Origin of the sequence: Ferrovibrio sp., assembly GCF_019636075.1 — a bacterium.
In the GTDB taxonomy this organism is placed as follows: Bacteria; Pseudomonadota; Alphaproteobacteria; order Ferrovibrionales; family Ferrovibrionaceae; genus Ferrovibrio.
Genome location: NZ_JAHBYG010000037.1, coordinates 1 through 21,437, shown reverse-complemented (window position 1 = coordinate 21,437; position 21,437 = coordinate 1). Strand labels below are relative to the sequence as shown.

Genomic DNA, 21,437 nt, shown 5'->3' with positions numbered 1-21,437 from the left:
GATGATCGCACTCGGCCACGCCAAGGGACAAACCTATGCCGTGTTCGGCCTCGGCCGCAGCGGCCTGGCAGCCGCGCGCGCGCTGGTGGCCGGCGGTGCCGAGGTGCGGTTATGGGATGATTCGGAAGCCTCGCGCCAGGCCGCCGAGCAGGCCGGCTTCAAACCGGTGCCGTTGAACGACGCCACGCTGACCGGTTGTGCGGCCTTGCTGCTGGCGCCGGGCGTGCCGCTCACCCATCCGGTGCCCCATGAAAGCGTGACGGCTGCCGCGCGCGTGGGCGTGCCGGTGATCGGCGATATCGAACTGGCTCTGCGCGAGCGCCATCCGGTGGTGTATGGCATCACCGGCACCAACGGCAAATCCACCACCACGGCCTTGCTGGCCCATGTGCTGCGTGCGGCCAACCGCTCGATCACCCTGGGCGGCAATATCGGCCTGCCGGTGCTGGAGCAGGATGCGGCCGATACCTTCGTGCTGGAGATGTCGTCTTTCCAGATCGATCTCACGCCGGGTTGGCAGGCGCGCATCGCCGTGCTGCTGAATATCACTCCCGATCATCTCGATCGCCATGGCAGCATGGAGAATTATGCCGCCATCAAGCGGCGGATTTTCAATGGCCAGAAGGCCGGCGATACCGCCGTGATCGGTGTGGACGACGAATATTGCCGGGCCATTCATGCGGCACTGCAAGCCGAAAAGACTGGCCGCGCCATCGTGCCGGTATCGGTGGAGCGCATCCTGCCCGATGGCATCTCGGCGGTGGATGGCGTGCTGTATGAAAACGGCGTGCGGGTGGAAAACCTGTCGCGCTTTCCGGCTCTGCCGGGCAAGCATAACGGCCAGAATATTGCGATGGTTTATGCCGCTGCCAAGGCCGCGGGCCTTGAGCGCGCCGACATCCTGGCGGCGATTGCCACTTTTCCCGGCCTGCGCCATCGCCTGCAGAAAGTGGCCGAGATTGCCGGCATTCCCTGCATCAACGACAGCAAGGCCACCAATGCCGAGGCCACCGAAAAGGCCCTGGCCTGTTTCGACACGATCTACTGGATCGCCGGCGGCAAGGCGAAAGATGGCGGCATCAAGATGCTGGCGCCGTATTTTCCGCGCATCCGCCATGCCTTCCTGATCGGCCATGCCGCCAACGAATTCGCAGCCACTTTGGGGGCGAGCGTGCCGCATAGCGTGAGTGGCACGCTGGATCGCGCGGTGCATGATGCGCTGGCTCTGGCCAAAAGCGAAAAGCGGCCCGGCGCTGTCGTGCTGCTGTCGCCCGCCTGCGCGTCTTATGACCAGTTCAAGAGTTTCGAGCATCGCGGCGACGTGTTCATCAAGCTGATCGAGGAGGCTGCGGCATGATCACGCTGTCGCGCACCGATACCTCTATTGTCGGCCGCTGGTGGTGGACCGTGGATCGCTGGCTGCTGATCGCCATCGGCACGCTGATCGCGGTCGGCGCGGTGCTTACCCTGGCAGCCAGCCCGGCGGTGGCCAACCGCATCGGCTATGGCAGTTTCCATTTCGTCACCCGACAGTTGATCTTCCTGGCGCCGGCCATCCTGGTGATGCTCGGCACCTCGTTGCTCTCTCCGGTCTGGGTGCGGCGCGTGGCGGTGATCGTGTTCATGGGCGCTTTTGCCGGCATGTTGCTCACCTTCGTACTTGGCCCGGAAGTGAAGGGCGCGCATCGCTGGATCCAGTTCGGCGGCATTTCGTTGCAGCCTTCCGAATTCGTAAAGCCCAGCTTCGCGGTGGTGGCGGCCTGGCTGTTTGCCGAATGGCGGCGCGGCAATGGCTTTCCAGGCTGGGCGATCAGTGCCGCGCTCTGCGCCCTGGTGCTGGGCGTGCTGGCCATGCAGCCCGATCTTGGCATGGCCATCGTGGTGGCTGCGGTGTGGAGCGCGCAATTCTTCATCGCCGGCCTGCCGATGCTGCTGGTGCTGGTGCTGGGTGGCCTGGGCCTGGCCGGCATTTTCGGCGCTTACACCTTTCTGCCCCATGTCACCGCGCGTATCGACAAATTCCTCGATCCTTCGGGCAAGGAGAATTATCAGATCGAGCGCGCCATGGAGGCTTTCACCGCGGGCGGCCTGCTCGGTCGCGGCCCCGGCGAGGGCAGTGTGAAGAATGTGCTGCCCGATGCCCATACCGATTTCATCTTCGCGGTGGCGGGCGAGGAATTCGGCCTGTTCGCCTGTTTGTTCATTCTCGGGCTGTTTGCCTTCGTGGTGCTGCGTTGCATGGGCCGGTTGCTCACCGAGAATAACCTGTTCGTGCTGCTGGCCGGCGCCGGCCTCACCGTGCAATTCGGTTTGCAGGCCGTGATCAATATCGGCGTGAACCTGCATCTGCTGCCCACCAAGGGCATGACGCTGCCCTTCATCTCCTATGGCGGTTCGTCGCTGCTGGCACTGGCCTTTGCCATGGGCATGCTGCTGGCGCTCACCCGCTGGCGGCCCGAACATGGGGTGCTGCGATGAAGCCCCAGACCGGACCGATCCTGCTTGCGGCCGGCGGCACCGGCGGCCATGTCTTCCCGGCCGAAGCATTGGCGGCGGAATTGGCAGCGCGTGGCCATGCGGTGGCTTTCGTTACCGATCCGCGCGGCAAGGGCTTTGGCGGCGGCATCCAGGATGTGCCGCTGTATCGCATTCCGGCCGGCACGCCCACAGGCCGCAATTTTGCCGGCAAGCTGCTGGCCGGCACCGATATCCTGCGCGGTATTCTGGCCGGTTGGCGTTTGCTCAAGCGCCTGAAGCCGGCGGCTGCCATCGGCTTTGGCGGCTATCCCGCGCTGCCACTGATGTTGGCTGCGACGCAACTGCGTCTGCCCAGCCTGATCCATGAACAGAACGCCGTGCTCGGCCGCGTCAATCGTCTGCTGGCCAAACGTGTGAATGCGATTGCGCTCAGCTTTGCCGAAACCCGTTTTCTGCCTGCTGGTGCCGATGCCACGTTGACCGGCAATCCGGTGCGGGCGGCCATTCTGCAGGCAGCCGCAGGGGCCAGCTATGCCGCGCCGCTGGAGGAAATCAATCTGCTTGTCCTGGGCGGCAGCCAGGGCGCGCGGGTGCTGAGCGATGCCGTACCGGCTGCTCTAGTGGGCTTGCCCGCCGATCTGCGCGGCCGCCTGCGCGTGACACAGCAATGCCGGCCGGAAGATCTGGAGCGCGTGCGCGCGGCCTATGCGGCCGGCGGTATAGCTGCCGAAACCGCCAGCTTCTTTTCCGACGTGGCCGCGCGGATGACGCGGGCGCATCTGCTCATCAGCCGTGCCGGTGCATCCACCACGTCTGAAATCGCCGCGATCGGCAGGCCCTCGCTGCTGGTGCCTTATGCCCATGCCACAGACGATCATCAGACCGCCAATGCGCAAGCATTGGTGCGGGCTGGTGCGGCGGTTCTGGTGCCGCAGGCGGAATTTACTGCCGAGCGCGTGGCCAGCGAGATTGCGGCTTTGCTGGCGGCGCCGGCGAAGCTGGCGGCGATGGCGCAGGCCGCGCGTGAATTGAGCCGGATCGATGCAGCGCAGGCGCTGGCCGATCTGGTGGAAAAAACCATGCGGGTGCGCCAGGCCGCGCCGCAAGCGAACAGTGTTGCGATGAGGGGTTTGGCATGAGGGCGCTGCCGCTGGATATCGGCATCATCCATTTCGTCGGCATCGGCGGTATCGGCATGTCGGGCATCGCCGAGGTGATGCATAATCTCGGCTATACCGTGCAGGGCTCGGATATCGCCGCCAATGCCAATGTAAAGCGCCTGCGCGATCTGGGCATTCGGGTATTCGAGGGCCATCGTACGGAGAATGTGGATGCCGCCGAAGTGCTGGTGATCTCATCCGCCGTAAAGCCCGACAATCCGGAAGTGAAGGCGGCCCGCGCTCGTTTGATCCCGGTGGTGCGCCGCGCCGAAATGCTGGGCGAGTTGATGCGGCTGAAATGGTCGATTGCCATTGCCGGCACCCATGGCAAAACCACCACCACTTCGATGGTGGCGGCCCTGCTGGAAGCCGCAGCCCTAGACCCCACGGTGATCAATGGCGGCATTATCAATGCATACGGCACCAATGCCCGGCTCGGCTCGGGCGAATGGATGGTGGTGGAGGCCGATGAAAGCGACGGCACCTTCCTGAAGCTGCCGGCCACCATAGCCGCCGTCACCAATATCGATCCCGAGCATCTGGATCATTACGGCTCGTTCGACAAGGTGCGCGAAGGCTTCAAGCAATTCGTGGAATCGATTCCGTTCTACGGCTTCGCGGCTTTGTGCATCGATCATCCCGAGGTGCAGGCGCTGATCGGCCGGGTGACGGATCGCCGCATCATCTCTTACGGCTTTTCGCCGCAGGCCGATGTGCGCGCGGTGAACCTGCGCTTCGATAACAAGGGCGCGCATTTCGACGTGCATTATGCCGACCGATTGGCCGGCGATACCAATGTCATCACCGATGTGCATCTGCCGATGTATGGCCGGCATAATGTGCAGAATTCGCTGGTGGCTGCCGCTATCGCGCGCGAAATGGGTTTCGAGGCCGATGTGCTGCGCCGCGCTCTGGGCGAGTTCAAGGGCGTGAAGCGCCGGTTCACCCGCACGGGCGAAGCGGGCGGCATCGCGGTGATCGACGATTACGGCCATCATCCGGTGGAAATCTCCGCCGTGCTGGCCGCCGCGCGCCAGGCGATTGGGCCGGGAGACGGTAAAGGCGGCGGCAAGGTGATCGCCGTGGTGCAGCCGCATCGCTATACCCGCCTGCGTGATCTGTTCGAGGATTTTTGCGCCTGTTTCAACGATGCCGACACGGTAATCGTGGCCGATGTGTATGCCGCAGGCGAAGCGCCGATCATCGGCGTCAGCCGCGAAGCTTTGGTGGAAGGCTTGCGCGCGCGCGGGCATCGTCGCGTGTTGGGCATGGAAGCGCCTGAAGATCTGCCGGCGCTGGTGCTGAACGAAGCCGTGTCCGGCGATATCGTGGTTTGCCTGGGCGCCGGCACCATCACCAACTGGGCCAATGCCCTGCCGGCCGAACTGCGCAAGCGCATGGAGGCCGCATGATGACGGCCCGGCGCCATAGCCACGATCTGATCGCGCAACTGCCAGCAACGCGCGGCGGCTATAGCGCAGGCGTGTCGCTTGCCGATCTTACCTGGTTTCGCGTCGGTGGGCCGGCGGAAGTTCTGTTCAAGCCGGTGGATGTGGAAGACCTGGCGCATTTCCTGCGCGAGCGCCCGCGCGATCTGCCGCTCACCGTGATCGGCGTGGGCTCGAATCTGCTGGTGCGCGATGGCGGCATTCCGGGCGTCACCATCCGGCTGGGCAAGGGTTTTGGCAGCATCGCTGTGGATGGCGAAAGCATCAAGGCCGGCGGCGGAGCCTCCGATGTGGCGGTGGCGCTGGCGGCGCAGCGCGCCGGCCTGGCGGGGCTGGAATTCCTGCGTGGCATTCCCGGCACCATCGGCGGCGGCCTGCGCATGAATGCCGGCGCTTATGGCAGCGAGATGCGCGACGTATTGATCGCGGCTGAGGCGCTGGATGGCGAAGGCCAGCTGCATCAACTGAGCCTTGAGGATATGGGCTTCGGCTATCGCCATTGCAGCATCCCGGCCGATTGGATTTTCACCGGCGCCCGGCTGAAGGCGCGGCCCGGCGATGCCGGCGCGATTGCCGCACGCATGGCCGAGATTCAGGCCTCGCGCGAAACCACGCAGCCGATCAAGAGCGCAACCGGCGGCTCCACTTTCGCCAATCCGCCGGGCCGCAAGGCTTGGGAATTGATCGATGCCGCCGGCTGCCGCGGTCTGGTGATTGGCGATGCTCAGGTGAGCGAGCAGCATTGCAACTTCCTGATCAATCGCGGCAATGCCAGCGCCGCCGATCTGGAAAATCTGGGCGAGACCGTGCGCCGCCGTGTGTTCGAGGCCAGCGGGATAGACCTGCATTGGGAAATCCGCCGCATCGGCGTGCCTGCTGTTAGCAATGAGAATTTGGAGGTGCCGCAATGAGCAAGCTGCATGTTGCGGTGCTGATGGGCGGCTGGTCTTCCGAGCGTGAGGTGTCGCTTACATCGGGCCGTGCCTGTGCCAAGGCACTGGCGGAAGAGGGCTACAAGGTCACGCCTATCGATGTGGGGCGCGATCTGGCCGAACAATTGTCGGCGCTGAAGCCCGATGTGGCCTTCAATGCGCTGCATGGTCCTTACGGCGAGGATGGCTGCGTGCAGGGCCTGCTGGAAATGCTTGGCATCCCCTATACCCATTCCGGCGTGCTAGCCTCGGCGCTGGCGATGAGCAAGCCGATGGCCAAGGCGGTCTGGGCCGGCCATGGATTGCCGATGGCGGAAGGCAAGGTGGTGCATCGTTCGGCTTTCGCCGCCGGGCCGGTGATTGCCCATCCCTATGTGATCAAGCCGCTGAACGAGGGCTCGTCGGTGGGCGTGCATATCGTGATGGCGGGCGACAATTACCAGCCGCAGGACGATGCGGCCTGGCGCTTCGGCGAAACCGTGCTGGTAGAACGCTATATTCCCGGCCGCGAAATCCAGGTGGCGGTAATGGGCGCGCAGGTGCTGGGTGCCATCGAGATCCGTGCCCATGGCCGCTTCTACGATTACGAAGCGAAATACACCGATGGCAAGGCCACGCATCTGATGCCGGCACCGATCCACAAGGATGCCTATGAACAGGTATGCGCTCTGGCGCTGGAAGCGCATCTGGCGCTTGGCTGCCGCGGCGTGACGCGCTCCGATTGGCGCTACGACGATACCGAAGGCGAGCCTGGGCGTTTCTATCTGCTGGAGATCAACACCCAGCCGGGCATGACGCCGCTTTCGTTGGTGCCCGAGATCGCCGCGCATAATGGTATCTCGTTCGGTCAACTGGTGCGCTGGATGGTGGAGGATGCCTCATGCGGCCGCTAGTGATCCTGCCTGGTGATCGCCCCTGCGCGCCGGCCGATCCGGTGCCGCCGCCTGGAATGCATATGGGCGCGCGACCCAAGGGCTATTGCCGGCCCTTACCGCCGGCACGCCGCAAGCCGCGCAGCGTGCTGTGGCGGCGCATGCGGTTGGGCGTTGCTTTCGTGGCGCTGCTGAGTGCCGGCGGTGCGGTCGGCTATCTGTGGCTGAAAACCGATTGGCTGCAGCGCGCCCGCGCCGAGGCCCAGGCGCTGATTGGCATGGCCGGCGCTCTGGTGGATATGCGGGTGGGCGAGATCGCGTTGAGCGGCCGCCAGCATACGCCGGTGGAAGCATTGCAGGCTGCCATCGAAGTGGAACGCGGTGACCCGATCCTGTCCATCGACCTGGATGCGCTGCGCAAGCGTGTGGAGGCGCTGGGCTGGGTGAAATACGCCACGGTGTGGCGGCAATTGCCCGATACACTGTTCATCGAGATCGAGGAACGCGAGCCGTTCGCGCGCTGGCAGATCGATCATCAAGTGCGCCTGATCGATCGCAGCGGCCGTGTGCTGGACGACGACGACCGCGCCGATTTCGCAAGCCTGCTGCGTCTGGTGGGGCCCGGAGCTTCCGACAAGGCGGCGGCGCTGATCAGCATGCTGGAAACCGATCCGGTGCTGGGCAAGCGCGTGGTGAATGCCATCCGCGTGCGCGAGCGGCGCTGGGATATCGAATTCGACAATGGCGTGATCGTGAAGCTGCCGGAGAATAATCCGGAAACCGCCTGGGCCCGGTTGCTCGATCTGGAGCGCCGCTTCGGGCTGCTGCGCCGCGATCTGGAAAGCATCGACCTGCGGCTGGATGACCGGCTGATCGTGAAACTGGCGCCGGAGGCGGAACCGCCTGCGGCTGGCCCGGGGGCAAAAAAGCCCGCGGCCAAACGCACTTGATGGGGGAAGGACGTAGGACATGGCGGTATCGCGTAACGGATTGATCGCCGGCCTGGATGTAGGTTCGTCCAAGGTCTGCTGCTTCATAGCCCGCGCCGATGGCGGCACGCTGCGGGTGATCGGCATCGGGCACCAGCTCTCGCGCGGCCTGCGTTCGGGCAATGTGATCGACATGGACGCGGCGGAGGCCTCGATCCGCGCCGCGGTGGAAACCGCCGAGCGGATGTGCGGCGAAACCATCCGCGACGTGTTCGTCTCGGTCAGCGCCGGCAACCCGCAAAGCCACACCATGGGCGTGGAACTGGCCATCGACGGCCATGAGGTCACCGACGCCGATGTGGCGCATGTGCTGGATCAAGGCCGCCGCATGGATCAGCCGGGCGACCGCGAGATCCTGCATTCCATCCCGGTGGGCTACACCATCGACGGTTCGCGCGGCATCAAGGAGCCGCGCGGCATGGCCTGCTCGCGGTTGGGCGTGAACATGCATGTGATCACGGCGGCCACCGGCCCGCTGCGTAACCTGGCCACCTGCGTGGCGCGCGGCCATCTGCGCATCTCGGGCCGGGTGGTGGCGCCGTTTGCCGCCGGCCTGGCCTGCCTGGTGGAAGACGAGATGGATCTGGGCTGCACCCTGATCGACATGGGCGGCGGCACCACCAGCCTGGCGGTGTTCTACGATGGCCAGCTGGTGCATGCCGATGTGGTGCCGCTGGGCGGTGCTCATGTCACCAACGATATCGCGCGCGGGCTGTCCACGCCGCTGGCCCATGCCGAGCGGCTGAAGACCCTGTATGGCACCGTTCTGCCCAGCCAGGCCGACGAAAACGAGATGATCGACGTGCCGCAGGTGGGCGAAATCGACGAACACGCGCAGAACCCGGTGCCGCGCTCGATTCTTACGGGCATTGTGAAGCCGCGCGTGGAGGAAACGCTTGAGCAGGTGCGCGAGCGCCTGGCGCAATCGGGTTTCGAAAGGCTGGCCGGCCGCCGTGTGGTGCTCACCGGCGGCGCCAGCCAGTTGCAGGGCGTGCGCGAACTGGCCGCCCGCATTCTCGACAAACAGGTCCGGCTGGGGCGTCCGATACGAGTCGGCGGTCTGGCCGAGGCGACCGGCGGGCCAGCCTTCTCGGCCTGTGCCGGTCTACTCACCTATGCCCTGCAGGAGCAGGTCCAGCGCGTCTATCACCTGAGCGAGCCGGACCCTGCGCCGGCCGGTGCGATGGCGCGAATCGGCCGCTGGCTGAAGGCAAATTTTTGAGGGCATGGAAATGAGCGGTATCGAAAAAACCAACATCCATGCGCCTGAATGCAAGTCGCTTGCGCGACGCTGCATTCTCGGTCAATCCAACTTGTAACCCTGGAGGACAATACGATGGGTATCAATCTCAGCATGCCGGCCACCAAGGAACTGAAGCCCCGTATCGTGGTCTTCGGGGTGGGCGGCGCAGGCGGCAATGCCGTCAACAACATGATCGCCTCGCAACTGGGCGGCGTGGAATTCGTCGCCGCCAATACCGATGCCCAGGCACTGAACATGTCGCTCACCGAGCGGCGCATCCAGCTCGGCGTGGCGCTCACCCAGGGTCTGGGTTGCGGCGCCAAGCCCGATATCGGCCGCGGCGCAGCTGAAGAGTCGATGGAGCTGATCGCCGAGCATCTGCAGGGTTGCCATATGGCTTTCGTGGCTGCCGGCATGGGTGGCGGCACCGGCACCGGCGCCGCCCCGGTGATCGCCCGCGCCGCCAAGGAGTTGGGCATCCTCACCGTAGGCGTGGTGACCAAGCCGTTTTCGTTTGAGGGCAGCCAGCGCATGAAGCTGGCCGATGCCGGCATCCGCGAGTTGCAGCAGTATGTGGATACGCTGATCATCATCCCGAACCAGAATCTGTTCCGCATCGCGAATGAAAAGACCACCTTCGCCGATGCCTTCAAGATGGCCGACAACGTGCTGCAATCGGGCGTGCGCGGCATCACCGATCTGATGGTGATGCCCGGCCTGATCAACCTCGATTTCGCCGACGTGCGCGCGGTGATGAGCGAGATGGGCAAGGCCATGATGGGCACTGGCGAGGCCGATGGCGATCATCGCGCCATCGAGGCCGCCGAGCGCGCCATCGCCAATCCGCTGCTCGACGACATCTCCATGAAGGGCGCGCGCGGCGTGCTGATCAACATCACCGGCGGCAGCGACCTTACGCTGTTCGAGGTGGACGAGGCCGCCAACCGCATCCGCGAGGAAGTGGACCCCGAGGCCAATATCATTGTCGGTTCCACCTTGGATCCGAACATGGATGGCCGCATGCGGGTTTCTGTGGTGGCTACCGGCATCGATGCCGCCCAGCAGATCAATCCCGAGCCGAAGCTGCGTCTGATCACCCCGGCCACCGCAGCCCAGCCGCGCCCGGCCGTGCAGCCGTTGATCGCTTCTGCCGCGTTGGCGCCCAAGGCTGCTGCTCCGGCTGCTGCTCCTGCGGTGGCTGTTGCCCAGGCTCCGGTTGCCCAGGCTGTTGCGGCACCGGTTGTGCAGCCTGCTCCGGCCGTTGCCGTGTCGCCCGAACTGGCTCAGGCCCGTGATGTGGTTGCCGCCGCCCCGGTGCTTGATCCCGCCACGCTGACCGAAGCTGCGCCGGCTGTTGAAGCCGTCGCGCCGTTGGCTCAGCCGGTGATGGCTGAAGCGCCGGTTCAGGCCGCGCCGGCTGCCATGGTGTTCGCGCCTCCTGCCCAGGCTCCCGTCGTAGCCCAGGCCCAGACGGTTCAGGCTCCGCAAGCCCCGGCTCCGCAAGGCTTGGCGCCCCAGAATGGCCTGTTCAATGACGCCGAGGTGATCAAGCCCAGCGAGGGTCGCAAGGCGATCAGCATCATCGGCCGCATGTTTGGCCGCGCGGCGCCGGCCGCAGCGCCGGCCCAGCCGCAGCAGCCGGTGCCCCAGCGTGAGCCGCAATTCACCCTGCCGCAGATGACCGCGCCGACCCGGCCGATGACGGCTGCTCAGCCGGAATCGGTGGTTGCCCCCGTGGAAGCCGCTCAGCCAGCCGCCGCGATGCAGCCGTCCGCCCAGCTGGGCGCTCAACCGGCGGCTGGTGGTCTTGGTCAGCCGGCGCCCCGGGCGCAGCAGGAAGACCTGCTCGACATTCCGGCCTTCCTGCGCCGTCAGGCGAATTGAGGTGTCGTAAAAAACGCTGCTGCGCCAAAGCCTTACGCGAGGGTTTGGCGTAACAATTGGAAACACAGAGTGATTTGTTGCTGACGGGGATGGTTGCTACAACCATCCCCGTAATCATGTCTGGCGCCCGGTCCGATTCGTTTGGGGGGATGGCGCCAAGTACAAGGCCAGGAGGCTTCCGAGTGCTCACGTCCGGAAAGACCGCGCAGAAGACACTCAAGAACCGCATCAAATGCTCTGGCATTGGTTTGCATTCCGGCGCTGCCGTGAGCATGACGCTCAATCCGGCCGCGCCTGATACCGGTATCGTGTTCCGCCGTATCGATCTGCCCGGCCAGCCGCTGGTGCGGGCCCGTTTCGACCAGGTTTCCGACCTGCGCCTCTGCACCTCTGTGAGTGCGGGCGAGGGCGTGAGCGTGGGCACCATCGAGCATTTGATGGCGGCTTTCGCCGGCTTGGGTGTGGATAACGTGCTGGTGGATATCGACGGCCCGGAAGTGCCGGTGATGGATGGCTCGTCCGCCCCCTTCGTGTTCCTGATCGAATGCGCCGATCTGATCGACCAGGTGGCGCCGCGCCGTTACTTGAAGGTGCTGAAGCCGGTGGAAGTGCGCGAAGGCGCTGCTAGTGCGGCCCTGCTGCCCGATGAAGGTTTTTCGCTCGGTTTCGAAATCGAATTCGCCAATGCGGTGATCGGCCGTCAGGTGGCCGAGTTCCGCCTCGAGGCCGGTCGTTTCAAGAGCGATCTGGCCCGCGCCCGCACTTTCGGCCTGCTGCAGGAACTGGAGCAGATGCGTTCCATGGGCCTGGCCCGTGGCGGCTCGCTGGAAAATGCCGTGGTGGTGGGTGCCGATCGTATCCTGAACGACGATGGCCTGCGTTATGACGACGAATTCGTGCGCCACAAGGCGCTGGACGCGCTGGGCGATTTGTATCTCGCCGGCGGCCCGATCATCGGCCGTTATGAGGGCTGCCGTTCCGGCCACGCGCTGAACAACCGCCTGCTGAAGGCCTTGTTCGCCGACAAGTCGGCTTTTGCCTGGACCACCCATGGCAAGCCGCGCGATGCCGCTGCTGGTTTCCGCACCATGGAATTCGGCGCCCGTCCGCGTGCTGCTGCGGAAGCTGCGCTGTAATCCTTCCCACGGCCAATCACCCGGCGCGCAGCCGGATCGTGATGCCAACAAAAAAGCCGCCGGTTATCCGGCGGCTTTTTTTCGTCTCTGCTATTCTGGCAGGCGAGGGGAGGCGATCAGCAGCCTAATGCCTGGCACGTGAGCCTTCGCTCAACGCGCCTGCATTCAGCGATTGATCAGGGGGATGATGTCTTCCTCATCCTTATTGCGCTGCGCGATGCTCTTGATCAGGCCGGCCACCGCAGAGCGGATGCTGTTATCCTCGATCTCGGAGAAATTGCGCACCAATTCGATGGTGGAGCGGTTCTTGCCGCCATGTTCCATCGGGCGGCTTTCGAGCTTTTGCTCGAGGCCTTCGAAGAAATAGGCCATCTCGACTTGCAAGCGCTGCGCGATTTCAAACAGGCGGCCGGCGCTGACGCGATTGGCCCCGGTTTCGTATTTTTGCACCTGCTGGTAGGAAATCTTGAGTGCGTTCGCCAGCTCTTCCTGGGTCAGGCCCAACTCGGTGCGGCGAGCGCGGATGCGTTCACCAACATATTCGTCTACCCGTGTGGCGATCTTGCCCATTTAAAGTATCCTCATGAATCTCCTCGGGCATCTGGCATTTTTTGCCACCTGCCCGGTCTGCCGCCCGGCCGTATCGCGGAGCATCGCCAGCGAAACCCAGACTACCCAGCTTTGGCCCCGATCATTTTTTTAGCCAACCACTGGACGAATCAAGTTGTAGGCCAATTCCACACCCTGGAAAATCGTTCGTAAGTATATGACGTGCAGCTACTAATTGTGTCAAAATTTGTCATAATTATCTAGTAAGCTGTACTATCAGGATTTTTCGGGCTCAGGCGGAAAATAATCGTCTCACTTACCGGTTGTTCTATCTGCTCGTTCCACGTGGCGGTCTTTTGGCGCAAGTTGTGGGCCCAGCTTGATTTTAAGGGGGCGGCATGACACAGATTGCGCGATGCTGAAGCCGATACTGCGTTCGATTCCCGAGAACTGGCGACACCTGGCCGCAGGCTGCCTGCTTGCGCTGGTTTTGGCTGGCTGTTCCGCCGATGAAAAGCCCTATGTGGAGGAGCCGGTGGACCGGCTTTACAATCGGGCTGCCGATCTGGCCGGCACGGGGCAATGGAGCAAGGCTGCCGAGGCCTTCGACGAAGTTGAGCGCCAGCATCCCTATTCCACCTGGGCCACCAAGGCCCAGTTGATGGCCGCTTATGCCTTCTATCAGAACAATGCCTATGACGAAGCGATTTCGGCCGCCGACCGCTTCATCCAGCTGCATCCCGGCCACAAGGATGCGCCCTATGCCTATTATCTGAAGGCAATCAGTTATTACGAGCAGATTGCCGACGTGGCGCGCGACCAACAGACCACCGAACGCGCATTGGAAGCGCTGAATCAGGTGGTGCAGCGTTTCCCCACCTCTGAATATGCGCGCGATGCACGGCTGAAGATCGATCTCACCCGCGATCATCTTGCGGGCAAGGAAATGAATATCGGCCGCTATTATTTGCGCCAGGGCCAGTACATCGCGGCGATCAACCGCTTCAAGACCGTGATCGAGAAATTCCAGACCACCACCCATGTGCCGGAAGCCCTGCATCGCATCACCGAATGCTATCTGGCGCTAGGCGTGGTGGATGAGGCGCAGAATGCTGCTGCCGTGCTGGGCTATAATTTTCCCGGCAGCGAATGGTATGTGGACACATATGCCATGCTGACCGGCAAGAACATGAAACCCGAGGCCAAGGAAGGCTCCTGGCTCAGCCGCATTTTCTGATCCAGAGCCCTATGCAGGCAGAGCCCAGGCGATGCTGACCAATCTGAGCATCCGCGATATCGTTCTGATCGAGCGGCTGGAATTGCAATCCGGCCCCGGCCTTGGCGTGCTGACGGGTGAAACCGGCGCGGGCAAATCCATCCTGCTCGATGCCTTGGGCCTGGCTTTGGGCCGCCGCGCCGATGCCGGCCTGGTGCGCAATGGTGCAGCCCAGGGCAGCGTGAGCGCCCGCTTCGAGGTAGATGCCAAACACCCCGCCAATGCGATCCTGGACGAACAGGGCCTGGAGGCTGGCGAAGACGGTATCGTGCTGCGGCGAGTGGTAACCGCCGATGGCAAAAGCCGCGCCTTCGCCAATGACCAGCCGGTGAGCGTGGCGCTGTTGCGCCGGCTTGGCGATACGCTGGTGGAAATCCATGGCCAGAATGACGAGCAGGGGCTGACCGACAGCAGCATCCACCGTGCATTGCTGGATGATTATGCCGGCCTGGCCAAGGATGCGGCGGCACTGAAAGGCCTGCATCGGGCTTTCCGCGAGGCTGAGTCCGCCTGGCGCGAGGCAGAGGCCCAGGCCGAGCAGGCGCGGCGCGACGAAGATTACCTGCGCCATGTGGCTGCCGAGCTAGACGAGTTGGCGCCGCAGGAAGGCGAGGAAGAGGAACTGGCGGCCAAGCGCGGCCTGTTGCAGGCCGGTGAGAAGCTGGCAGCGGCGATGCAGGAGGCCGAGGCAGCCCTGCATGGCGGTTCGGGATCCGGCGGTGTGGAACAGCGCCTGCGTGCCTGCATGCGGGCCCTGGAGCGCGTGGCCGACAAGGCATCGGGGCAGTTCGATGCAGCACTAGCCGCAGCCTCCGCTGCGCTGGATCAGGCCGCTGAATTGTCGTCGCGCCTGGAAGAGACCGCGCGTGCCCTGGAACTCGATCCGCAAAAGCTGGAACGTGTGGAAGAGCGGTTGTTCGCCCTGCGCGCCGCCGCCCGCAAGCATAATGTGGCCGTGGCCGCGCTGCCTGCTCTGGCGGAGGATTTCCATGCCCGCATTCGCGCGCTGGAAAACCAATCCGCCGATCTTTCGCGCTTGAAAGCGGCCACCGAGCAGGCGCGCGCTGCCTATCATGCCCGCGCCGAGGCGTTGAGCGCGGCACGCCGCAAGGCCGCAGCGAAGCTAGACAAGGCAGTGGCTGCCGAACTGGCACCGCTGAAACTGGGTGCGGCGAAATTCACCACGGCAGTGGATACTCTGCCCGAGGCACAATGGGGCCCCGATGGCGCCGATCGCGTTACCTTCCTGGCAGCCACCAACCAGGGCGGCGCACCAGGTTCGCTGGCCAAGATCGCTTCGGGCGGCGAACTCAGCCGCTTCATGCTGGCGCTGCGCGTGGTGCTGGCCGGGCGCGGCGATGCCGGCACGTTGATCTTCGACGAGGTGGATCGCGGCGTAGGCGGCGCTACGGCCGCTGCCGTGGGCGAACGTTTGGCCAAGTTGGCGGGCGGCGTACAGGTGCTGGTGGTTACCCATTCGCCGCAAGTGGCGGCCAAGGGCATCCTTCATTGGCGCATCGCCAAGCGCGAGACCGGGCCGGCCAAGGCGCGCACCACGCTTACCGATGTGTCGCCGCTGGATGCCGACCAGCGCCGCGAGGAAATCGCCCGTATGTTGGCCGGTGCCACCATCACCGATGCGGCCCGCGCGGCCGCCGACGATCTGCTGGCCCAGGCGGGATGAGCCGGCAACGCGCAAAGCCGGTGGATGAACTCACGCCCCGGCTGGCCAAGCTTGAGCATAAGCGGCTGTCGGAAGAAGTCGCCGAGCATGACAAGCGCTATCATGCCGAGGATGCGCCCAGCATTTCCGATGCCGAATACGATGCGCTGAAGCGCCGCCTGCTGGAAATCGAGACGAAGTTTCCAGAACTCTCCGATCCGCTGGGGGTGTCGTCGCGTGTGGGGGCGGCGCCATCTGTTGGCTTTTCCAAAGTGCGCCATGTCAAACCCATGCTGTCGCTCGACAATGCTTTCAGCGAAGGCGAGGTGGCGGATTTCGTCGGGCGCATCCGGCGCTTCCTGAATTTGCCGGAAGATGCTGCCTTGGCTTTTCTGGCCGAGCCGAAAATCGATGGCCTGTCTGCCTCGTTACGCTACGAACAGGGCGTGCTGGTGCGCGCAGCCACCCGTGGGGATGGCCAGGAAGGCGAGGATATCACCGCCAATATCAAGACGCTCAAGCATGGGGTGCCGCATCAGTTGAAGGGCAGCGGCTGGCCCGATGTGCTGGAGGTGCGCGGCGAAGTGTATATGGAGCGCGGCGACTTTCTGGCTTTCCGGGAACGCCAGGAGGAATTGGCGCGTGAACGCGAAGCCAAGGGGCTTTCGGCTGCCGGCATCCGCATTCCGGTCAATCCGCGCAATGCCGCGGCCGGCTCGCTGCGTCAGTTGAACCCCGACATAACCGCGCAACGGCCCTTGCGCTTCTTCGGCTATTACTGGGGCGATGTGTCGGCGCCGCTGGCCGATACCATGACCGGGGCACGCCACAAGCTGGAAAGCTGGGGCTTTACACTGAATCCGCATACATTGCTTTGCCATTCGGTGGCGGATCTGATGGCTTATTACGCCGATATTGCCGCGCGCCGCGCCAGCCTGGCCTTCGATATCGATGGCGTGGTTTACAAGGTGAACCGGCTGGACTGGCAGGAGCGGCTGGGTTTCGTATCGCGCAGCCCGCGCTGGGCGATTGCCCATAAATTTCCCGCCGAACAGGCCCAGACCCTGCTGGAGGATATCGACATCCAGGTGGGCCGTACCGGCACGCTTACCCCGGTGGCCAAACTGAAGCCGATCAATGTGGGCGGTGTGTTGGTATCCAATGCCACGCTGCATAACGAAGACGAGATCGCCCGCAAGGATGTGCGGGTGGGCGATACCGTGATCGTGCAACGCGCCGGCGATGTCATTCCGCAGATCGTGGGCGTGGTGCTGGAGCATAGGCCCAAGCATGCCTTGCCCTTCGCATTCCCCACCCGCTGCCCGGTTTGCGGGGCGCCGGCCGAACGCGAGGTGGACGAAGCCGGCGAGGCCGATGCACGGCGGCGCTGCACTGGCGGCGTGAGCTGCGCGGCTCAGGCCACGGAAGGCTTGCGGCATTTCGTGTCGCGCCAGGCCTTCGATATCGAAGGGTTGGGCGAAAAACAGATCGCCGCTTTCTATGAATGGGGCTGGCTGAAGCAGCCGGCCGATATCTTCAAGCTGCAACGCCATGCCGATGCATTGATGAAAAAAGAAGGTTACGGCGAATTATCCGTGGGCAATCTGCTGCGCGCCATCGAACAGCGTCGCTCCATCGGTTTCGACCGTTTCATCTATGCCCTGGGCATCCGCCATGTGGGGCAGGAGCGCGCGCGCCTGGTGGCCATGCATTACGGCGCGCCGGATGCATGGCTGGCAGCCATGGATGCCGCCAAGGCAAATGAAGCTGCAGCCCAGAACGAAGCCTGGGGCGATCTGAACAGCATCGACCGCATGGGCGAGGTTGTTGCCAAAGCCATTGTCGGTTTCTGCACCCGGGCGCAGAGCCGGGCGGTGATCGACAACTTGCTGACAGAAATCACCGTGGAGCCGGTGGAAAAGCCCAGCCAGGATTCCGCTGTGGCGGGCAAGACCGTGGTGTTCACCGGAAGCCTGGAGAAATTCACCCGCGACGAGGCCAAGGCCCGGGCCCTGGCACTGGGCGCCAAAGTGGCCGGCTCGGTCTCCAAGAAGACCGATTTTCTGGTGGCTGGGCCCGGCGCGGGTTCCAAGCTGGCCGAGGCGCATAAACACGGCGTTAAGGTTTTGACCGAGGATGAATGGCTGGCCCTGATCGAGGGCTGAGCCTTCCGGGCTGAAAAGCCAATCCAATCAATTTGATATCACAACAATCCTTATGCGGATTATATGCGCGGAAAACGCGACCTATGCATTTTTTGCATTGCAGCACTCTAAACTAAGCCATTGTTGTTTCATGGGTGCAGTGCAATATCAGTCCCGTGACCGACAACAACCCCGGTCGAAGATGGAGATGAAAATGTTTGCCGCCCGTTCCCAGTTCGATGCTTTTACCCAGGCTGCTACGCTGAGCGCCGTTGAGGTGGAAGCCCAGGCGCGCCGCTTGCGTGCCGAGGCGGTGGCCAAGTTCGCTAAGTCGGTATTTGCCCGCCTCAAGGCTTGGCGCGACCATCAGCGTGCCGTAGCCGAGCTGCGTGGTCTCGATGATGCCATGCTGCGCGATATCGGCCTGAACCGCGCCGAAATTGATGCCGCCGTAGCCGGCAAGGTGTATCGCCCGCGCGCCGCCAAGGTGGTGCAGGCCGATGCTTCCAACGAAAATGCCACCGTCAAGAGCGCCGAGGTTGTCCGCCTCGTGCCGCGTCAGGCTGCCTGATTTCCGTACCAGTACCGTCTCGCAAAGTGCGTAAGTTTAAGTCTCAGTAGCGTAGAGTAGAGTTGGTAACAGTACAGTGAGTTTGATTGCAGTGACCGAGTAGAGTAGCGTCAGTAAAGTTTAAGTTCCTCCCTACGCCGGGTCAGGTACGGATCGGGTTTTCCCGAAACTGTACCGGCCCGGCTTTTATTTTTATTGGAACGAATTCTTTCCGAATACTTTTGATATAATTTTAAGCGATGCCGATTAAATTTTAACTATTGTGCATTTCGCACATGCACAAAAAATTTTTCACGAAAATCACATATTTTCTCTCTTGAAAAACCTCATGTTGCACTGCAATATATGTCTCAAGTGTTGGGTAGGAATCGTTACGAGATCAGGCATCCGTGTCGCGCCAGACCAGGAGTATGCCATGAACCAGATGACCCGCCCCCAGGCTAACCAGCCCGCCAACCCCACCGCTTCGCTGCTTGAGCAGCTTGCAGATCATCGCCACCCCAGCACCATCGAGATTGAGGCCTATGCGCGCCGCCTGCGTGCCCAGGCGATTGCCGATCTGGCCAGGGCCGGTTTTGCCGCCCTGAAGCAGGCCTTGGCTGCCAAGCCGGCGGTTGAGGAACAGCCTTGGGAGCGCCCGCTCAGCTTTGCCGAGATCGAGGCCGATGTGCGCTTCCAGCGCGCCGAAGCGATTGCGGAAGTGATCTACCAGATCAGCCATCTGATCGGCACTGGTGCGCGCAAGCTGTTTGCCTGGCTGCAATATGGTTCGCCGCGCCAGGCTGCGATGGCCGAGCTTTACGGCATGCCCGACCGCGACCTGAAGGATATGGGCCTGTGCCGTGGCGACATTCCGGCCGCTGTTGATGGCCAGGTTTATCGCCCGGTGCATCCGGTTACGGCTGTTGCCAAGGCCGATCCGGCCGCCAACGAGAATGCCGGCGCCGTGGTTGCCAAGCAGGTCAAGGAAACTGTCGGCGAGCGCGTCGTCGCCTGATCGGCCAGCTTAGTGCCGGCGCTGCAGGACCAGCGTGTGCCAGCCCTCGCGGGCGATGCGCTTCTGCAGCAGCAAACCCTGGCTGCGATAGGCGGCGAAGACGGCAGCGTCTTCATGCGCCAGCAGGCCCGATAGAACCAGATACCCGCCGGGCGCGACACGGCGGGAAAGGTCGCGGGCCATACGGCGTAACGGACCGGCCAGGATGTTCGCCAGCACAAGATCAAACGGCCCGGCCTTCCGCAAAAGCGGAGCGTCGGGCCGATTTGCGATCAGGCATTGGATGCGGGCGCCCAGGCCATTCAGCCGCGCATTGTTTTTTGCCACCTCCACCGCTACCGGATCGATATCGGCGGCCAGCAGCAGCGCATCGGCCGGCATGCAGCGCGCTGCCGCCATGGCCAACACGCCCGAGCCGCAGCCGAAATCCAGCGTGCTACGGAATGCCTTGTGCTTTGCCAGCATATCGATGGCTTGCAGGCAGCCATAGGTGGAAGGCGCCCGGCCGGTACCGAAAGCCAGGCCGGCATCCAGCAGCAGCGGTTTGGCACCCGGCGGCGTGGAGCCGGCATCATGGGCACCATAGAGATAGAACCGGCCGGCATGGATCGGCGCATTCACGATATTGGTATGGCGCACCCAATCCTGATCCGGCAGGTGGCCGCCGCTGATCGGCGCATCCTTCAGCCCCATGCTCTTGGCGATGCCGGCCAGCCGCTGTTTCCAGGCCTTCATGTCGGGCGGTGCATCGAACAGGATCTGCAGGCGCCAATGTGCGTCATCCGGATTGGGCATCGGTGCCACTTCGTAGGAAGAGACTGCAACGCTGTCCTCGGTTTCGCCAAGCAGTTCTTCGAAGGGCGCAAGTTGCGGGAAACCCATCTCGATTTCCACGAACCAGAATTCCGCCATCACACAGAATCTCCTGTCACGCCGATTGGGTGTCACGCCGATTGCACGAACCGGTCGATCACCTTTTTTTCACCGGCTTTCTCGAAAGCCACCAGCAATTTGTCGCCATCCACGGCGCGGATGCGGCCATAGCCGAATTTTTCGTGGAACACCCGCTCGCCGATTTCGAAATGCCTCGGTCCGCGCGACGGCCCGGCCTCGTCATCGATGCGTTTCGCCTTGCCCTGGATGATCGTGCCGCCCCGGCTTGCGTCGCGGCCCAATTGCCAGCTATGGCCGCCATAACCGGTTTTCGGTTCGCTCATCCGGCCGCCGAAACCACCGAAGCTCGGCGCCTTGGCACCGCCGCCGTAAAGCCCGGGCTGAGCGCGCTGTTCGATATGCGCGGCTGGCAATTCATCGATGAAGCGCGAGGGCATCGCGCTGGCCCATTGATTGAAGATGCGGCGGTTGGCGGCAAAGCTGATAAGGGCACGGATGCGGGCGCGGGTGAGGCCCACATAGGCCAGGCGGCGTTCTTCCTCCAGGCCGGAAACTCCGTTTCCTTCAAGCGAGCGGCGGCTGGGGAACAGGTCTTCCTCCCAGCCGGGCAGGAATACATAGTCGAATTCCAGGCCCTTGGCGGCATGCAGAGTCATGATGCTCACCATCGGCTGGCCGTCGGTTGCCTCGGTATCCATCACCAAGGCCACGTGATCCAGAAAGCCCTGAAAATTCTCGAACTCGCCCAGCGCGCCGATCAATTCGCGCAGGTTTTCCAGCCGCCCGGCGGCTTCAGGCGATTTGTCGGTTTGCCACATGCCGGTATAGCCGGATTCTTCCAGCATGATCTGCGCCACTTCGGTATGTGGCAAAGTTTCCAGCAAGCCGCGCCAGCGCGCGAAATCCGCCAACAGCGCCTTCAAGGTGGCGCGCGGCTTGGGCTTGATCTCATCCGTATCCAGCAGGTTGATCAGCGTGGCCACCAGCGAGCCGCCGGCCTGCCGCGCCAGGCGATGGATGACCTGCATCGTCGTGTCGCCCAGCCCGCGCTTGGGCAGGTTCACGATCCGCTCGAAGGCCAGGTCGTCGTCTGGCTGCATCAGCACGCGGATATAGGCGATGGCATCGCGGATTTCGCGGCGCTCATAAAACCGCAGGCCACCGATCACGCGATATTTCAGGCCGATGGTGAGGAAGCGTT

General features: G+C 63.4%; 18 protein-coding genes. 15 read left to right on the top strand and 3 right to left on the bottom strand.

What is annotated here, in order from left to right; translation table 11 throughout:
- The first annotated feature begins 1 nt into the window (after position 1).
- From murD to lpxC, 10 genes are all read left to right on the top strand, one after another.
- Positions 2–1,357 carry a UDP-N-acetylmuramoyl-L-alanine--D-glutamate ligase gene (gene murD, locus KF827_RS14705; RefSeq protein WP_291007004.1) on the top strand — a complete coding sequence of 452 codons (1,356 nt, stop codon included), beginning with the start codon at positions 2–4 and terminating at the stop codon, positions 1,355–1,357.
- Positions 1,354–2,478 carry a putative lipid II flippase FtsW gene (ftsW, locus tag KF827_RS14700; RefSeq protein WP_291007002.1) on the top strand — a complete coding sequence of 375 codons (1,125 nt, stop codon included), beginning with the start codon at positions 1,354–1,356 and terminating at the stop codon, positions 2,476–2,478. Before murD ends, ftsW begins: the two co-directional genes overlap by 4 nt.
- Entirely contained in the window at positions 2,475–3,617 is a 1,143-nt protein-coding gene (murG, locus tag KF827_RS14695) for an undecaprenyldiphospho-muramoylpentapeptide beta-N-acetylglucosaminyltransferase (RefSeq protein WP_291007000.1), read from the top strand. Before ftsW ends, murG begins: the two co-directional genes overlap by 4 nt.
- On the top strand, positions 3,614–5,050 hold the full coding sequence (gene murC, locus KF827_RS14690; protein ID WP_291006998.1) for a UDP-N-acetylmuramate--L-alanine ligase: 1,437 nt from the start codon (positions 3,614–3,616) through the stop codon (positions 5,048–5,050). The genes murG and murC overlap by 4 nt, the downstream gene beginning before the upstream one ends.
- The gene (gene murB / locus KF827_RS14685) at positions 5,050–5,997 is read left to right on the top strand and encodes a UDP-N-acetylmuramate dehydrogenase (RefSeq protein ID WP_291007057.1); all 948 of its coding nucleotides are present in this window, start codon (positions 5,050–5,052) and stop codon (positions 5,995–5,997) included. Before murC ends, murB begins: the two co-directional genes overlap by 1 nt.
- Entirely contained in the window at positions 5,994–6,911 is a 918-nt protein-coding gene (locus KF827_RS14680) for a D-alanine--D-alanine ligase (protein WP_291006995.1), read from the top strand. The genes murB and KF827_RS14680 overlap by 4 nt, the downstream gene beginning before the upstream one ends.
- Positions 6,899–7,840: a cell division protein FtsQ/DivIB gene (locus tag KF827_RS14675; protein ID WP_291006993.1), complete on the top strand. Its 942-nt coding sequence runs from the start codon at positions 6,899–6,901 to the stop codon at positions 7,838–7,840. Before KF827_RS14680 ends, KF827_RS14675 begins: the two co-directional genes overlap by 13 nt.
- 19 nt (positions 7,841–7,859) lie before the next feature.
- Entirely contained in the window at positions 7,860–9,101 is a 1,242-nt protein-coding gene (gene ftsA, locus KF827_RS14670) for a cell division protein FtsA (protein WP_291006992.1), read from the top strand.
- 114 nt (positions 9,102–9,215) lie between these two features.
- Complete coding sequence (ftsZ, locus tag KF827_RS14665) at positions 9,216–11,006, top strand: cell division protein FtsZ (protein ID WP_291006990.1); 1,791 nt, start codon at positions 9,216–9,218, stop codon at positions 11,004–11,006.
- A gap of 182 nt (positions 11,007–11,188) precedes the next feature.
- The gene (gene lpxC, locus KF827_RS14660) at positions 11,189–12,142 is read left to right on the top strand and encodes a UDP-3-O-acyl-N-acetylglucosamine deacetylase (RefSeq protein ID WP_291006988.1); all 954 of its coding nucleotides are present in this window, start codon (positions 11,189–11,191) and stop codon (positions 12,140–12,142) included.
- Positions 12,143–12,307: 165 nt separating this feature from the next.
- On the opposite strand, the gene KF827_RS14655 is transcribed toward lpxC, so the two are convergent.
- A complete protein-coding gene (locus KF827_RS14655) occupies positions 12,308–12,712 on the bottom strand; it encodes a helix-turn-helix transcriptional regulator (RefSeq protein ID WP_291006986.1) in 405 nt (134 codons plus the stop codon).
- 394 nt (positions 12,713–13,106) lie between these two features.
- On the opposite strand from KF827_RS14655, the gene KF827_RS14650 reads away from it, so the two are divergent.
- The 5 genes from KF827_RS14650 (at position 13,107) to KF827_RS14630 (ending at position 19,342) form a co-directional block, all read left to right on the top strand.
- The gene (locus KF827_RS14650; RefSeq protein WP_291006984.1) at positions 13,107–13,928 is read left to right on the top strand and encodes an outer membrane protein assembly factor BamD; all 822 of its coding nucleotides are present in this window, start codon (positions 13,107–13,109) and stop codon (positions 13,926–13,928) included.
- Between the two features lie 31 nt (positions 13,929–13,959).
- On the top strand, positions 13,960–15,651 hold the full coding sequence (recN, locus tag KF827_RS14645) for a DNA repair protein RecN (RefSeq protein ID WP_291006982.1): 1,692 nt from the start codon (positions 13,960–13,962) through the stop codon (positions 15,649–15,651).
- Entirely contained in the window at positions 15,648–17,795 is a 2,148-nt protein-coding gene (gene ligA / locus KF827_RS14640; RefSeq protein ID WP_291006980.1) for an NAD-dependent DNA ligase LigA, read from the top strand. Before recN ends, ligA begins: the two co-directional genes overlap by 4 nt.
- A 193-nt stretch (positions 17,796–17,988) precedes the next feature.
- Positions 17,989–18,345 carry an RSP_7527 family protein gene (locus KF827_RS14635; RefSeq protein ID WP_291006978.1) on the top strand — a complete coding sequence of 119 codons (357 nt, stop codon included), beginning with the start codon at positions 17,989–17,991 and terminating at the stop codon, positions 18,343–18,345.
- A 415-nt stretch (positions 18,346–18,760) separates the two neighbouring features.
- A complete protein-coding gene (locus KF827_RS14630) occupies positions 18,761–19,342 on the top strand; it encodes an RSP_7527 family protein (protein ID WP_291006976.1) in 582 nt (193 codons plus the stop codon).
- A gap of 9 nt (positions 19,343–19,351) precedes the next feature.
- Here KF827_RS14630 and KF827_RS14625 read toward each other — a convergent pair whose 3' ends face one another.
- Positions 19,352–20,254, bottom strand: coding sequence for a 50S ribosomal protein L11 methyltransferase (locus KF827_RS14625; RefSeq protein ID WP_291006974.1), 903 nt, complete (start codon positions 20,252–20,254; stop codon positions 19,352–19,354).
- 32 nt (positions 20,255–20,286) lie between these two features.
- Positions 20,287–21,437: 3'-5' exonuclease (locus tag KF827_RS14620; protein ID WP_291006972.1), on the bottom strand; the 1,151-nt coding region annotated here is incomplete at its 5' end.

Excerpts from the sequence above, each read along its gene's own strand:
- KF827_RS14630 (WP_291006976.1), top strand. The coding sequence starts at position 18,761 with ATGAACCAGATGACCCGCCCCCAGGCTAACCAGCCCGCCAACCCCACC.
- KF827_RS14675 (WP_291006993.1), top strand. The coding sequence starts at position 6,899 with ATGCGGCCGCTAGTGATCCTGCCTGGTGATCGCCCCTGCGCGCCGGCC.
- murD (WP_291007004.1), top strand. The coding sequence starts at position 2 with ATGATCGCACTCGGCCACGCCAAGGGACAAACCTATGCCGTGTTCGGC.
- ftsA (WP_291006992.1), top strand. The coding sequence starts at position 7,860 with ATGGCGGTATCGCGTAACGGATTGATCGCCGGCCTGGATGTAGGTTCG.
- recN (WP_291006982.1), top strand. The coding sequence starts at position 13,960 with ATGCTGACCAATCTGAGCATCCGCGATATCGTTCTGATCGAGCGGCTG.
- KF827_RS14650 (WP_291006984.1), top strand. The coding sequence starts at position 13,107 with ATGCTGAAGCCGATACTGCGTTCGATTCCCGAGAACTGGCGACACCTG.
- KF827_RS14635 (WP_291006978.1), top strand. The coding sequence starts at position 17,989 with ATGTTTGCCGCCCGTTCCCAGTTCGATGCTTTTACCCAGGCTGCTACG.
- ftsZ (WP_291006990.1), top strand. The coding sequence starts at position 9,216 with ATGGGTATCAATCTCAGCATGCCGGCCACCAAGGAACTGAAGCCCCGT.
- KF827_RS14625 (WP_291006974.1), bottom strand. The coding sequence starts at position 20,254 with ATGGCGGAATTCTGGTTCGTGGAAATCGAGATGGGTTTCCCGCAACTT.
- murG (WP_291007000.1), top strand. The coding sequence starts at position 2,475 with ATGAAGCCCCAGACCGGACCGATCCTGCTTGCGGCCGGCGGCACCGGC.
- KF827_RS14680 (WP_291006995.1), top strand. The coding sequence starts at position 5,994 with ATGAGCAAGCTGCATGTTGCGGTGCTGATGGGCGGCTGGTCTTCCGAG.
- ligA (WP_291006980.1), top strand. The coding sequence starts at position 15,648 with ATGAGCCGGCAACGCGCAAAGCCGGTGGATGAACTCACGCCCCGGCTG.
- ftsW (WP_291007002.1), top strand. The coding sequence starts at position 1,354 with ATGATCACGCTGTCGCGCACCGATACCTCTATTGTCGGCCGCTGGTGG.
- murC (WP_291006998.1), top strand. The coding sequence starts at position 3,614 with ATGAGGGCGCTGCCGCTGGATATCGGCATCATCCATTTCGTCGGCATC.
- KF827_RS14655 (WP_291006986.1), bottom strand. The coding sequence starts at position 12,712 with ATGGGCAAGATCGCCACACGGGTAGACGAATATGTTGGTGAACGCATC.
- murB (WP_291007057.1), top strand. The coding sequence starts at position 5,050 with ATGACGGCCCGGCGCCATAGCCACGATCTGATCGCGCAACTGCCAGCA.